Raw genomic sequence first — 14,257 nt, 5'->3', positions numbered from 1 at the left:
CACAAACTTGTCCATCGTTGCATAATGAACAACAAATATAAGATGTGCGATGACAAGGATTAGTAAGCAAAATAATGATGCAAGAGAGTGAAGTTCCTTGGCTGTAAGACTTCACCATCCTCTTATTTGCTGAACCTGCCCTTTGAGCTGTTAGGCAAACCTAAACGTTTCCCGCGTTAAGGGACTAGAGCTGAGTATGCATGTTTGCATGCTAATTGAGGGTGGTACCGCGAAATACCTTTCGTCCTTTGCAGGCGAGAGGTTTTTTTATTTTCTACAAGGAGGAGCAGCTTATGAGTAAAATTGGATTTATCGGTGCAGGTTCAATGGCCGAGTCTATGATCAAAGGTTTATTAAAAAGCGGACTCATGTCAAATGAGGACATTATTGTGACAAATAAAACAAACGAAAAACGGTTAGAGGAATTAAAGGTGCGCTACGGGGTCAAAACGGATTTCTCCCGTTCCTTTATTTATGAACAAGCAGATATACTTGTTTTTGCTTTGAAGCCGAAGGATGCAGAAAGCGGCATTTCTGACGTAAGACCATATTTAAAGGGACAGCTTATCATTTCAATTTTAGCTGGTATTTCAATTGAGACGATTCAACATTATGCTGGGGAAAAAATGGCGGTGGTTCGTGCCATGCCTAACACGTCTGCAGCTATTCAGCAATCAGCGACAGGCATTGCCATAAGCGATGAAGTCACAAAGGAACAAAAGGAAAAGGCAGTCAAACTGTTTGAAACCATTGGTCATGTGACCGTATTAGATGAGTCACAGCTAAATGCTGTCACAGCCATAGCAGGAAGCGGTCCTGCTTTCATTTATCATTTGATTGAAGGAATGGAACGAGCAGCTTCTGAGCTTGGTATGGAGCAAGCAACAGCGAAATTACTCATTTGCCAAATGATTGCAGGCGCTGCCAATATGCTTCAGGAGAGCGGAAAAGAACCTGCTGAACTACGCAAAGAAATCACAAGCGAAGGCGGAACAACAGAAGCTGGGCTGAACACACTCGCTTCGTACCATTTTGAAGAAGCTATTGTCGATTGTGTGAAATCAGCGACAAAACGTGCAGCGGAATTAAACGATATGTTTTCAGCGGGCACGTATAAGTGATATGAAAAAGCACCTGCTTTGATGAAAGGTGCTTTTTCACATATGCTTATCTATTTTTTCTCGCTAGTGACAGGATTTGAACGGTATAATTCACACTTTGGTTTTTTCTGTTCTTTTTTAGAAGTGGCTTGTTCTAATAGAGAATTACGTGCTTGATAAAATTCACATCAATTAACAATTCTTGATGCGTCATTTATTAATACCTCCTCATGTAGATGATTCACTCATTAACATGATGGCTTTGATTTGAGCCAGATGATGATTTTCATGTAAAGCGATGGTTTCAGCTAATATTTGCACTGTCATCACGCCTTCTTCCAGATGCAAACCTGATTGGTCCCATATATCCTTTTCTAATAGCTGAAGCGTTTTGCTTCTTCTCTCTTTCAAGCGATTAATCAGCGATTTGATCTCCTGAGCATTATACACTTTATAAGCTCTTTCCTTGACGTAAATATCAGGATTATACGATTGAAAAGGCGTGTAATCGTTTGATATGACCTGCTCTATCCGTTTGACCAGACTTCTTCTGTATCATATAAATGTCCGGCGATTTGTTTGATGGACCACTTGCCATGTCCGATAGACTGATCTAGTGTTTGCACATCACACACCTGTATAAGTTGCTCAAGTTCACATATACTTTGCTGAAGTGATGCGATAATTTCTGTTTTGTTAATTTTCCAGTTCCCATTGTGTTCCCCAATCCTCTTTCAAGTGAATGTATGTTTATGTTGATTGATCATCATATCCTTTAAAATCCATTTATGTCATTTCATTATACAAGCATCGTCATATATTTTTAAGAATGTTTGAAAGCAAAATATATCTTCACAACCAAAAGCCCTATCATATTCATCATAGGGCTTCATCTCATATTCTTATTTTTTTAATAAAGAATGAATCGTTGATTCAAGTAATGACGGCAAAACGCCGAAGGAAAATGGGACATGCAGGCGTTCTGTCCATTTGTGCGGATCCTTTCCTAATGGACCAACGTTGATGACCGGAACGTAAAGAGCCTCCTTTTTTCCTTGTGGTAATGAATAGCCTTTTTGGTAAAGCGGCATGTTGGTCGTGTAATACCCTACATCCTGTTTTTCGAGCTGTAAGTAGCTTAAATCAGATAGACCAGGAAAGTATTTCACCTCTTCTACCTCAAGTCCATAGACCTCCTTTGCCTCCTTTTGAATCTTCTCCAAGGTCGCCTGAATATGCGGATCATCTGTTGAAGATACAGAAGGATAAAATGGCGGACTATAAAACAGGACAATGAGTGGACCATCTTCCTTACAAAGAGTCGTTAGCTCTGATACGATTTTCGTTGAAAAGTCACGATCTCCAAGCTCACCTCGATTGACAAATGCATAGTTGACGATTCGATCGACTTCCTGCTTTCCTGAACGCTCTGCGGCTTTTTGATACAGCTCTTGATACGTAAGTACCGTGATGTGCGTTTCAATCGGCGTAAAATGTTTAAAACGCTGAAAACCGGCTGTTTTTTGCCGTAGATTGTCCTCAATTTGTACTGCTGCTTTCTTTGCTGTTTCATAGAGAAGTTTATGCAGCTCTTCACTTGAGCGTTTCATCATGAGCACATTAAACAAAGAAACGGCTGTATGAGGCGTTTGAACGGAATAGGCTTCCTTTAAATCCTTTTGCATCAAATTGGTCGGAGGCGGCGTGACTTCACCATCCACTTCCTCACAATAATCGCTATTCAGCTCTAACAACCGGTTTAATTCAGATACCATAAAATTTGCGTTTAAACCTGAAAAGGGCTCTCCTACATGCGTTTCAATTCCTTTACAAAAAAAACCGGCGAGTACCTTGCCTATACTGCCTGTATAAAGATACAGATGCTCATCACCAGGATGCTTTTCAAACATCGGTTCACTGTTTAAACACGACGTATATTCAAGCCCATGTAGCTCTTTCAGCTCCTTTAGCTTTGGCACAGCTTCCAACATTCCCTGTGAATTCACCTCTTCATCAGGTACAGTGACAAGCAACACATTCCCTTCAAATATCCCTGTCATCGCTCTTTCAAGCATAGAAAGCTGGACCGTAAGACCTGCCTTCATATCCATGGAACCTCTTCCAAACAGCCAGTCTCCAGAAGCAAGGTCTTCTCTTGCTCTTTTTGGAAGAAGGTCTCTTTTTTGAGATAAAAACGCCATCAATTCTTCAGGTTTACACGCCATATTTTGAAATTCACCGTAATCCTCTGTATCGACGACATCAAAGTGACTGAGAAGCAAAACGGTGCGAGACAGCGTGCTGCGTTTGACAAGAGCCGTTAAATAATACCGGCCATCCTTCATTGGATGCAAAGCAAGATGATTTGGATTTTCTTGAAAATAAGGTCGTTCTCTAAGCAAGTAAAATAAATATTCCGCTAAAGCTACTTCTCCTGTTGTGCCAGAAATACTTTCATATTGCATAAGAGATGTAAGCAGTTCTTTTAATTCACTCTCTGTTTGCCATTTCATCCGCCTTCCTCCTTTAAACGTACCTTTTTCTTCATTATACAAAAACGTGTATGAAAGCTATATCCTTTGAGCACCTTTGATGACGAAAAGATTGTATAGCTGTTATAATCACCTATACAACTGATGAGGAGGCGAAGGTATTTGGCAACAAAACTCTTTTCACCTTGGACAATAAAAGGTGTTACACTTAAAAACCGCATCGTGATGTCCCCGATGTGCATGTATTCATCATATGACCGTGATGGAAAATTGCAGCCTTTCCACTTTGTACATTATATTTCCCGCGCGCAAGGTCAGGCAGGACTTATTATGGTCGAAGCAAGTGCAGTTTCTCCCGAAGGCAGAATTAGCGAACTGGATCTTGGCATTTGGAGTGACGAGCACATTGAAGGCTTTGCGTCGTTAAACGAACAAATCAAAGCATATGGAACAAAAACAGCGATCCAGCTAGCCCACGCAGGACGTAAAGCAGAATTAGAAGGTGACATTATCGCACCATCTAGCATTCCATTTGATGAGAATTCAAAAACACCTATTGAAATGTCAACTGCTCAAATAAATGAAACCGTCCAAGCCTTTCAGGCTGCGGCTGTTCGTGCAAAAAAAGCGGGGTTTGACATCATAGAAATTCATGCTGCACATGGCTATTTGATTAACGAGTTTCTCTCACCTCTTGCGAACAAACGAACAGATGAGTATGGCGGTTCACCAGAAAACCGCTACCGTTTCTTAAAAGAAATTGTTGATGCTGTCAATGAGGTATGGGATGGTCCTTTGTTTGTTCGTGTATCCGCTTCTGATTATACGACAAAGGGCCTTGATATTGCAGATTATATTGGCATCGCTACATGGCTGAAAGAACAAGGTGTTGACTTAATTGACGTCAGCTCAGGTGCAGTGGTGCAGACCCGAATTCACACATTCCCTGGCTACCAAGTCACCTTTGCAGAAAAAATAAAGGAAGGCGCTGGTATTCAAACAGGAGCTGTCGGTCTGATTACAAGCGGTATACAGGCAGAAGAAATTTTACAAAATGATCGTGCTGATTTGATCTTTATCGGCAGAGAATTTTTACGAAACCCTTACTTTCCTAAAACAGCAGCAGAAGAGCTTCGTACAACCATTGAACCCCTGCGTCAATACGATCGTGCTTGGTAAAATTCATTTGAAAAAGGTGTCTATTTTTTGAAATAGGCATCTTTTTTGTTTTTTAAGAGAAACATATTCGTGTTTTGTGCCGTCTTTTAGCTAAAGAATCACTTAGAGGAGATGGAAGAATGGATTCGGCAATGATTGAAAGAACATATGATGTAAATGGACATCGTTTTTATACAAAATACCGTCAAGGCAAAAGGGAAGCAACGATCATCTTTGAAGCAGGCTATGGAAAATCATGCAATACGTGGAGACAAGTGGCCCGCGATATTGACCCTGAGCTTGGCATTTTCTTATATGACCGTTTAGGCAATGGAAGCAGCAGCAAAAACCCTGAAGGAAGAACCTTGCATGACCTAGCCGATGATTTAGATCAATTGCTGAAACAAGCGAATATTCAGCCGCCCTATCTCATTGTGGCCCATTCATTTGGATCCCTTGTCAGCCGGTTATGGGCAAGCCGCCGACAAGAAGATGTCATTGGCATGGTGCTGTTAGACCCAGCAAGTGAGGAGCAAGAGCAGGTCATTCTGCCGCTTTTATCTAAGGAAGAACGTACTTCATATTTGAATCAATTCACAGCAGAATGTACGCATGAGGACTTTCAACAAATGCTGAAGACGATAAAACAAGAGCAAAAGCATTTTGGCATGATGCCGCTCCTTGTTATTTCTTCTGGAAAAAACCGATTGTTTCATCCAGCGCATGAAGCTTGGCTTAGGCTTCATAAACGAATGCTGACTTTATCCTCACAAAGCGGATGGATTCAGGCGCAGAACAGCTCGCACTATATTCATCATGACGAACCGCATATTGTCCAGCTTGCCATATATGATGTATGGTGCGCAGCCAAACAACCTGTCTCCTACTATCAAACGGCTAATTAAAGTAAAAACTCCTTGACCTATTATAAATCAAGGAGTTTCTTTATTTTATGCCGTTGGGGCAGATTGACTTTTTCTTGCAAGCAGCTTTTCGATACTGACAAGCTGAACACATAGAGTCAAAATGTCAATAGCTTGCTTTAGTTCCTGAAGTGTTGGGAACGTTGGGGCAATTCGAATGTTACGATCGAGTGGATCTTTCCCGTATGGATAAGTTGCACCTGCACCTGTCAGTGTGACACCTGCTTCTTTTGCTTTTTCAACAACAGCTTTTGCGCAGTGTTCCAGTGTATTTAAACTAATGAAATAACCGCCGTTTGGCTTGTGCCACTCAGCAATACCTTTCCCCCCCAGCTTTTCATCAAGAAGGGAAAGAACAAGATCAAATTTCGGCTTAATGATGGCTGCATGTTTTTTCATATGTTCTTTCAAACCATCTGCATTCTTAAAGAAGCGGAGGTGTCTTAATTGATTGATTTTATCTGGACCAATTGTTTGAAATGATAATTGCTTCTGGGTTAAGCTGTTATTGTCTTGACTAGACGCCATCAGTGCAACACCTGATCCTGGGAATGTGATTTTAGAAGTGGACGCAAACATAAATACGCGGTTTGGATGTCCCGCTTCCTCTACTGCTTGAAAAATATCTTTTAATGTATCTGGTGTATCTGTTAAATGATGCACTGCATACGCATTATCCCAAAAGATTCGGAAGTCGTCTGCTTTCGTTTTCATTGAAGCGAGACGATCGACCACCTCATCTGAATACGTAATTCCATCAGGGTTGCTATATTTCGGTACACACCAAATGCCTTTAATTGCTTCATCTTCAGCGACCCATTTTTCCACCTGATCCATATCAGGTCCATCCGCCTTCATATCGACTGTGATCATCTCTATGTTAAAAAACTCACATATAGAAAAATGACGGTCATATCCTGGGCTTGGTGCAAGGAACTTGACCTTTGGTAGCTCGCCCCAAGGTATTTTGCTGCCGTATACACCATGGGTCATTGCACGTGCAATCGTATCATGCATCATATTCAAGCTGGAATTCCCGCCGATAATGATTTGCTCTGGTTTAAGATGGAGGAGATCTGCAAAAAATCGCTTCGTTTCAGGAAGGCCCGTCAAGCCGCCATAGTTACGCACATCTGTGCCATCTTCTGCTGTCATCGCATCCTTTGACGTCACAACATCGAGCATGCCCATTGACAAATCGAGCTGTTTTGGCGAAGGCTTACCTCTAGACATGTCTAAGTGTAAGTTTTTACTTTTGTACGTTTCGTACTCATCTTGTAGTCTCGAATAAAGTTCATTCAATTCTGCTTCACTTAACGCTGTAAAACCGCTCATCTTTGATTTTGCCTCCCGTATCCTTCATAGTTTGATTCAAAAAGAGTTTAAATTTTCTTCACCATTTTATCACTTCCTGAAAAAGAGCGACATCAAAAATATCAAAAAAATCGCACAACGATTTTGGACAGTTACGTACGGTGAATGGTAAAGGAATAGAAATCATATGCAGCTTCAGTCAGCGGGAAAATATCGCGGGCTTCTTTTAGTAGTTGTTTTAGTGCCTCTTCTCCTTGATATCTTGCACTAATATGGGTCAAAATGAGTCTTTTTGCGCCTGCTTCCTGCGCTGTTTGCGCTGCTTGTTCTGTCGTACTGTGATAATAATTGTAGGCAAGTTCCGCATCTTCTTTACCGAATGTTGCTTCATGGACCAACACATCCGCATCTTTGGCAAGCCTTGTTATATTCTCGCATACACGGGTATCTCCTGAAAATGCTACAATTCTCCCTTTTTTAGGAGGTTCCAAATAATCGGTTCCATCAATCATTCTTCCATCTTCTAGGGTGACGGTTTCCCCATTTTTTAATTTCTGATACAAAGGTCCAGGTTTAACGCCGATTTCTTTTAGAGCTTCGGCATTTAATGCACCTGGCACATCTTTTTCAACGACCCGATAGCCGTATGCAGGAATTCCATGAGACACACATTTCGCTTCTACTTGAAACGTATCATCTTCAAAGACAATCCCTTCATCAATCTCTATTATATGTAGCGGATATGTCAAATGCGTTTGTGTGGCAGAAAGCACAGCATTCACGAATGCTTTAATCCCATTTGGACCATAAATTGTCAGCTCATCTTCTCCGCCTTGAAAGGATCTGCTGCCAAGCAATCCTGGCAGACCGTAAACATGATCACCGTGCATATGGGTAATAAAAATTTTTTCGATTTTTCTTGGTTTAATGCTTGTATGTAATATTTGATGCTGCGTTGCTTCTCCGCAATCAAAAAGCCACACTGCTTTTCTCTCTTCTAAAAGTTTAAGCGCTGTGCAAGTGACGTTTCTTGTTTTTGCAGGAATGCCTGCACCTGTTCCTAAAAAGAGCAGTTCCATTACTTTTCCTCCTACAACCGGTATACAATGTCCTCATTCATATAGAATACATGAAGAATGATTAAAAGTGAATTCAACGGAATTTTTGAATAAAGTCAAACGTTATCGTAAAAAGTCGAATCAAATGTTTGCTTTACGAACAATGAACCTTTAAAATAAAGAAAATGTACATACCTTCTTGGTTTTACTACAATGCTACGAATAAAGTGAGGTACTTTTCGTGAATACAGAAACGAACTATCCAAAAGCAGTGATTGTCATTTTTGGCGCAACAGGAGACCTTGCAAAACGCAAGCTGTACCCTTCTATACATAGACTTTATCATAGCGGAAAGCTTGGAGATCAATTCGCCGTTGTAGGTGTTGGACGCCGTCCTTGGTCTCACGAGGACCTCAGAGCTGTGGTGAAAGAATCCGTCTCATCTGATGATGAGGAAGCGAAAACAGAAGAGTTCATTTCTCATTTCTATTATCATGATTTTGACGTATCAAGTCCTGCTTCATATCAAACACTCAATACACTTCTTTCCAGACTTGAAGGAACATACAGTATTCCAAATAATCGCATGTTCTATTTAGCAATGGCACCGGAATTTTTCGGAACGATTGCGAAGTTTTTAAAGAGTGAAGGTGTGTCCGAAACAACCGGCTGGTCAAGGCTTGTGATTGAGAAACCATTTGGACATGACTTACCTAGTGCGAAAACATTGAATGAAGAGATTCGTGGTGCGTTTTCAGAAAACCAAATTTATCGTATTGATCACTATCTCGGTAAACAAATGGTTCAAAACATCGAAGTCATTCGTTTTGCAAATGCGATTTTTGAACCACTGTGGACAAACCGTTATATTTCTAACATCCAGATTACATCTAGTGAATCTTTAGGTGTAGAAGACCGAGCCAGATATTACGAAAATTCGGGTGCACTGCGAGATATGGTACAAAACCATATGCTTCAAATGGTGGCACTCTTAGCTATGGAGCCTCCAATCAAGTTGAATACAGAGGAAATCCGAAGCGAAAAACGGAAAGTGCTACGTGCCCTTCGTCCGATTTCTAAAGAAGAGGTCGATCAATTCTTCGTCCGCGGTCAATATGATGCTGGATCAATTGATGGCAACCTTGTTCCTTCATATCTTAAAGAGCAAAATGTGGACCCGAACTCAAATACAGAAACCTTTGTTGCTGGAAAACTGCTGATTGACAACTTTAGATGGGCAGGCGTTCCATTTTACATTCGTACAGGAAAACGATTAGAGAAGAAATCCACTCAAATCGTCGTTCAATTTAAAGACATTCCAATGAATCTGTACTATGGAAACGGCAATTCCATGCACCCGAACTTACTGGTCATTCACATTCAGCCTGACGAAGGGATTACCCTTCACCTGAACGCTCGTAAACTTGATGGCGGGACCTATGCAAAACCAATTAAACTGGACTACCAAACAAACTATAATGACATCATGAATACACCAGAAGCATATGAAAAGCTCATTCATGACTGTTTATTAGGCGACGCAACGAATTTCGCTCACTGGGATGAAGTGGCTCTATCTTGGAACTTTGTCGACCCAATTTCCGAGAAATGGGCAGAAAACAAAGACTTAAAGCCAAATTATCCTTCTGGTTCTATGGGGCCAAAAGAAGCCGATCAGCTTCTTGAAAAAGACGGATATCATTGGTGGAATATATAAAAAGAGCAGTCTCCTCAGGGGAGCTGCTCTTTTTTAAAGGGATTGTGAAAGCACAATATGGATATATAAGATTCCTTGAACTTAGCTCACCCTTTTTAAAGACCTGTTTTCGTAATTTCCACAGTTGAAAAGACAAACTTATCGTAGCGATGCCGGCTAAAGGAATATTCAAAAGGACGACCTATGTTTAAATAGGCCACCTGCTCCACTTCAAGAACCGGATCATTCGGTTCACACCCTAAATAAAGCTGATCGAGACCGTCTGATTTGGCTGCTCTGATTTTCTTGTGCGCTCCAGCAATTTTCAAATGAAGTGTGCTTGTAATGTATTCATAAACAGAACCTTTGAGGACTTCTTCATCTATCTCTTTTATGACGTTCACCGGCATAAAGGTCTTTTCTAATACATACGGTTCTTCTTCTACAAGGCGGAGCCGGATAATATCATAAACTGGCGTATTCGGTTCAATGGATAAATGAGCTGCCACCTCTTTGCTTGGAAAATGGACATCAAAGCGAATGATTTGGCTTGTGACTTTTTTGTCTGCCATGACTTTGGTTAACCCTTTGTTTTCCTGACCTGATACATTGACTGCGCTTTGGTTTAGCGCGGTTTTCACAATAAATGTGCCATGACCTCTCTTTCTAAAGAGCAAACCTTCAGCAACAAGAATATCGAGCGCACGCTTCATCGTCATTCGACTGCATTGGAATTCAGCGGCAAGCGTGTTTTCATCTGGAATGGGTTGATCTTCTGGATAAAATGCAGATCCTATTCGTTTTCTAATTTCTTCTGAAATGAGTTCATACTTTGTCATCTCACACCACCAACTGACATGTTTTATTTCGCGTTATTTCTGCTTATATGGCAGCGATCTCTTGCCTTTCTCTCATTCTACATGAAGCCTGATCAGCTTAAAAGTTTCGCTCTCTCCATAGCTATAGAAAAAACACTTGCTCTTTTTGATGAAAGAGCAAGTAAATATTTCGTTAAAAACCATTCTTCTCTGAAACCGATTGAAACCAATGTCCGCTTTTTTTTATGGTTCGTTTTCCGTCTTCTTGCAAATCAACAGAGACAAACCCATAGCGATTTTTATACGCATTCGTCCATGACCAGTTGTCCATAAACGTCCACAAGTGATACCCTTTTACATTGCTTCCCTCTTGAATCGCTTGATGGACCCACTTTAAATGCTCTGAAATAAATTCGATTCGGTAATCATCATGAATGACACCTTCCTCATCCATGAAACGTTCTTCTCCTTCAACACCCATTCCATTTTCGGAGATAAAGCATTCAATATTATCATAGTCTGCTTGAATCTTTTTCAAAATATCGTAAATGCCTTTTTCATAGATTTCCCAGCCTCGATATACGTTCATCTTTCTGCCTGGCATGTCAAACGAATCAAAATAATGGTTTGGCATAAAAGGTGCACTCGGGTGCGGCATATGCTCTTTCGCTTTCACTCTTCTTGGCTGATAATAATTGATTCCGAGAAGGTCGATGGTATTCTCTTTGATCAGTGCAAGATCTCCTTCTTCCATATGAGGCATAAACCCTTCTTTCTTTAAAATCGTCACTAGTTTTCCCGGGAAATTTCCTTTCACAGCAGGGTCTAAAAATGACCGATTAAAGAAAGCATCGGCGATCTCTGCTGCTTCTACATCCTGTGGATTCTGACTTCTAGGATACGATGGTGTCAGATTTAGGATGATGCCAATCTTCCCTCCTTGCTTGAGCTGTTTATAAGCCTGAATCGCCTTGGCATTTGATAAAATTTCATGAAAACCTGCTTGTACAGCTTTTTGGAAATCCACTTCGTTTGGATAATGAAAGCTATACATATACCCGCCTTCTACAGGCACAATGGGTTCATTATGAGTAAACCACTTTTTGATACGGTCGCCAAATAATTGAAAGCATAATGTGGCATAGTTCACATAATCGTCCACCACCTGCCTGTTCACCCATCCACCAATTTTCTGTAATTGCATTGGCATGTCAAAATGGTACAGATTCACAAATGGTTCGATATCATTTGCGATAAGCTCGTTGATCACATCATTGTAAAAAGCGACAGCTTCCTCATTGATGGCTCCTTTCCCTTCAGGTAAAAGGCGTGACCATGAAATGGATAAACGAAACGAATTATGCCCAATTTCTTTCATGAGGCGAATATCTTCTTTATACTTTCGATAAAATTGTGATGTTTCTCCTGGCCCTACTCCGTTAAAGAATCGAGTTGGTTCTTGCTCGAACCAATAATCCCAAATATTCGGACCTTTCCCATCTCCAGGGACGCTGCCTTCTGTTTGGGTAGCAGATGCTGCTGATCCCCACCAGAAACCTTTTGGAAATGTATATGTTTGCTGACTAGTTTCCATCGACATGAATTGAATCCCCTTCTCCTTTGATGTTTGTTTGTTTCGTTTTTTCTGTTGTTGATACTTTTTCATTTTTGACATTCATACGGTCAATAAATTTAAGGAATGGGAACCAAATGACAAACACAATCATTAAATTAAACAGTTGAAGCAGACCACCGGCTAATGAATTAGTTGCCATAATCCCACTGATAAAAATAGGCACCGTCCAAGGAATATTCACGCCTGTAGGCGGCGGAACAATTCCTGCTACCATTGCAAAATAAGACACACATGTAATGACCATTGGAGCCAATATCCATGGAATCAGTATGAGCGGATTCATCACAATTGGTAAACCGAAGATAATCGGTTCATTCACGTTAAATAATCCTGGTCCTAAGCCGAGCTTGGCCACTTGTTTTAATTGCTTGCTTTTTAGGAATATTAAAATCGCAAACACAACTGCCAGCGTCATGCCCGTTCCACCCATTCCAACTGTGTATACTTCGATAAACTGTTTGCTAATGATGTTTGGAACCTCACCTGTTTTTGTATAGCTCTCAAGGTTTTGAATAGAAAGGGTATTCCAGATGGGATCCATGACCGAATTGATAATAATTTGGCCATGTAAGCCAAAGAACCAAAGAATTTGAATAAAGAAAACAGCGATAAGCGTCGGAATGATACCGCTTCCAAGTCCAACAAGCGGCGCTTGAACTGCATGATAAATCAGATCATGCATATTTGTGTGAAAACCTTGTGTTATGATGATGTTGATCATCAAAAAGGCTGTCAGTGTAAGGATAGCCGGAATCAGTGCAGCAAAGGACTTTGAAACAGCTGGCGGCACACCTTGTGGCATATTGATCACAAATTTCTTTTTGACAAAATACCGATAAATTTCAGCAGATAAGAAGCCTGTAATCATTCCAAGGAACATGCCCTTTGCGCCTAAACGATCGACGGGAATGACACCAGCAATTGATCCGACTCCCTCTTGCTCTAATAAAAATGGAGTAAGTAATAAGAAAGAGGCAAGAGCGATCACGCCTCCAAATACAGCTTCCACCTCATAACTTTTTGATAAATAATAGCCAATCCCAAAGACAACAAACACTGTCATAATGCTAATTGTAGCACTTGGTGCAATATTCAGTGCAGACTGGAACCCTTCCAATGCAGATTGACTCATGATTGTATTTAAAAAAGGCAAGTTCATTAAAACAACCATAATGGATCCAAAAATGGTTAACGGAAACGCAAGCATAAAGGCATCCCGCAACACACCTAAATAGCGATTGTTGTTCAATTTTCCGGCAATCGGAACCAAAAACGCACTGATTTTATCAAACATTGGTTTCCCCCCTTATTTTACACCCTTTATTGTTTCAGCGATTGAAATAGCGGCAAGAGCTCCCCTACAAGCTCTTTGATCGTAATGGTCGACATTAAATGATCTTCAGCATGCATGAGCAGTAAGGAAAAATTTGCGACTTCTCCGCTTGCCTCTTTTTGAACCATTTGAAAATGAATATCATGGGCATTCCGTAAGTCCTCTTCCGCTTCCTTCATCAGCTCGAACGCTTCTTCTTCTGCATACTCTCTATATCGTTTAAGTGATTGCAACAATTTGCTTCGAGCATTGCCACTATGTAAGATCAATTGAAAACTGACCTGTTCCTCTGTAAGCCCTTCGAGTGTCTTTTTTTCCATCCTTCAAGATTCTCCCATCAATGAAACCGCTTGTTCATATACTTTTTGCCCATCTGCGAGTCCGTACGCCTGCATATCAATGACATCTACCTGAATACCGTATTTTTCCGCCTTTTGCTGAAGCTCTCCTTTTAAAAAACTCATTTGAGGTCCAATTAACACTACGTCTGCTTTCGCCATTTCCTTTCTTACTTGATCTTGCCCTACTGCCCAAATCTCGGCTTCTTCTCCAATCGCCTCAGCATGAGTTTTCATCTTAGTGACTAGTAAACTTGTAGACATTCCTGAGCTGCATGCCAATAAAATACGTTTCAATTTCTCTCACCCCTTCTTCATAATAAAAGCGCTTTCAAATAATATTATATATTTTTTCTTTTAAATGTCTATACATTTAATGTTATATGTTTGT

Annotated in this window: 13 protein-coding genes and 1 other annotated feature; of the genes, 4 read left to right on the top strand and 9 right to left on the bottom strand. The window is 40.6% G+C overall.

What is annotated here, in order from left to right:
- Nucleotides 1-40 precede the first annotated feature (40 nt).
- Nucleotides 41-252 (top strand) — a binding site (T-box leader).
- Nucleotides 253-293: 41 nt separating this feature from the next.
- Nucleotides 294-1,121: a pyrroline-5-carboxylate reductase gene (proC, locus tag ABVJ71_RS01780; protein ID WP_353855331.1), complete on the top strand. Its 828-nt coding sequence runs from the start codon at nucleotides 294-296 to the stop codon at nucleotides 1,119-1,121.
- Nucleotides 1,122-1,328: 207 nt separating this feature from the next.
- On the opposite strand, the gene ABVJ71_RS01775 is transcribed toward proC, so the two are convergent.
- Together ABVJ71_RS01775 and ABVJ71_RS01770 are read right to left on the bottom strand one after the other, a co-directional pair.
- Nucleotides 1,329-1,550, bottom strand: a complete 222-nt coding sequence (locus ABVJ71_RS01775) for a DinB family protein (RefSeq protein ID WP_353855330.1) — start codon at nucleotides 1,548-1,550, stop codon at nucleotides 1,329-1,331.
- 452 nt (nucleotides 1,551-2,002) lie between these two features.
- Nucleotides 2,003-3,613 carry a M20/M25/M40 family metallo-hydrolase gene (locus ABVJ71_RS01770; RefSeq protein ID WP_353855329.1) on the bottom strand — a complete coding sequence of 537 codons (1,611 nt, stop codon included), beginning with the start codon at nucleotides 3,611-3,613 and terminating at the stop codon, nucleotides 2,003-2,005.
- Nucleotides 3,614-3,754: 141 nt separating this feature from the next.
- On the opposite strand from ABVJ71_RS01770, the gene namA reads away from it, so the two are divergent.
- Together namA and ABVJ71_RS01760 are read left to right on the top strand one after the other, a co-directional pair.
- Nucleotides 3,755-4,771, top strand: a complete 1,017-nt coding sequence (gene namA / locus ABVJ71_RS01765; RefSeq protein ID WP_353855328.1) for an NADPH dehydrogenase NamA — start codon at nucleotides 3,755-3,757, stop codon at nucleotides 4,769-4,771.
- Nucleotides 4,772-4,890: 119 nt separating this feature from the next.
- Entirely contained in the window at nucleotides 4,891-5,655 is a 765-nt protein-coding gene (locus ABVJ71_RS01760; protein ID WP_353855327.1) for an alpha/beta hydrolase, read from the top strand.
- A gap of 45 nt (nucleotides 5,656-5,700) precedes the next feature.
- On the opposite strand, the gene ABVJ71_RS01755 is transcribed toward ABVJ71_RS01760, so the two are convergent.
- Both ABVJ71_RS01755 and rnz read right to left on the bottom strand, forming a co-directional pair.
- Nucleotides 5,701-7,008: an aminotransferase class I/II-fold pyridoxal phosphate-dependent enzyme gene (locus ABVJ71_RS01755; RefSeq protein ID WP_353855326.1), complete on the bottom strand. Its 1,308-nt coding sequence runs from the start codon at nucleotides 7,006-7,008 to the stop codon at nucleotides 5,701-5,703.
- A 131-nt stretch (nucleotides 7,009-7,139) separates the two neighbouring features.
- Complete coding sequence (rnz, locus tag ABVJ71_RS01750) at nucleotides 7,140-8,066, bottom strand: ribonuclease Z (protein ID WP_353855325.1); 927 nt, start codon at nucleotides 8,064-8,066, stop codon at nucleotides 7,140-7,142.
- A 220-nt stretch (nucleotides 8,067-8,286) separates the two neighbouring features.
- On the opposite strand from rnz, the gene zwf reads away from it, so the two are divergent.
- The gene (gene zwf / locus ABVJ71_RS01745; RefSeq protein WP_353855324.1) at nucleotides 8,287-9,762 is read left to right on the top strand and encodes a glucose-6-phosphate dehydrogenase; all 1,476 of its coding nucleotides are present in this window, start codon (nucleotides 8,287-8,289) and stop codon (nucleotides 9,760-9,762) included.
- A gap of 95 nt (nucleotides 9,763-9,857) precedes the next feature.
- Here the strand turns inward: zwf and ABVJ71_RS01740 are convergent, their stop codons facing one another.
- From ABVJ71_RS01740 to ABVJ71_RS01720, 5 genes are all read right to left on the bottom strand, one after another.
- Nucleotides 9,858-10,580, bottom strand: a complete 723-nt coding sequence (locus ABVJ71_RS01740; protein ID WP_353855323.1) for a GntR family transcriptional regulator — start codon at nucleotides 10,578-10,580, stop codon at nucleotides 9,858-9,860.
- Between the two features lie 172 nt (nucleotides 10,581-10,752).
- Nucleotides 10,753-12,153 carry a glycoside hydrolase family 1 protein gene (locus tag ABVJ71_RS01735; RefSeq protein ID WP_353856515.1) on the bottom strand — a complete coding sequence of 467 codons (1,401 nt, stop codon included), beginning with the start codon at nucleotides 12,151-12,153 and terminating at the stop codon, nucleotides 10,753-10,755.
- Entirely contained in the window at nucleotides 12,143-13,489 is a 1,347-nt protein-coding gene (gene celB, locus ABVJ71_RS01730; RefSeq protein WP_353855322.1) for a PTS cellobiose transporter subunit IIC, read from the bottom strand. Before celB ends, ABVJ71_RS01735 begins: the two co-directional genes overlap by 11 nt.
- A 26-nt stretch (nucleotides 13,490-13,515) precedes the next feature.
- Entirely contained in the window at nucleotides 13,516-13,848 is a 333-nt protein-coding gene (locus ABVJ71_RS01725; protein WP_353855321.1) for a PTS lactose/cellobiose transporter subunit IIA, read from the bottom strand.
- A 3-nt stretch (nucleotides 13,849-13,851) separates the two neighbouring features.
- Nucleotides 13,852-14,163, bottom strand: a complete 312-nt coding sequence (locus tag ABVJ71_RS01720; RefSeq protein ID WP_353855320.1) for a PTS sugar transporter subunit IIB — start codon at nucleotides 14,161-14,163, stop codon at nucleotides 13,852-13,854.
- Nucleotides 14,164-14,257 lie beyond the last annotated feature (94 nt).

It is taken from the genome of Bacillus sp. Bos-x628 (assembly GCF_040500475.1).
GTDB classification, from domain to species: domain Bacteria; phylum Bacillota; class Bacilli; order Bacillales; family Bacillaceae; genus Bacillus; species Bacillus maqinnsis.
This window is presented reverse-complemented; position numbering and strand designations above follow the sequence as displayed.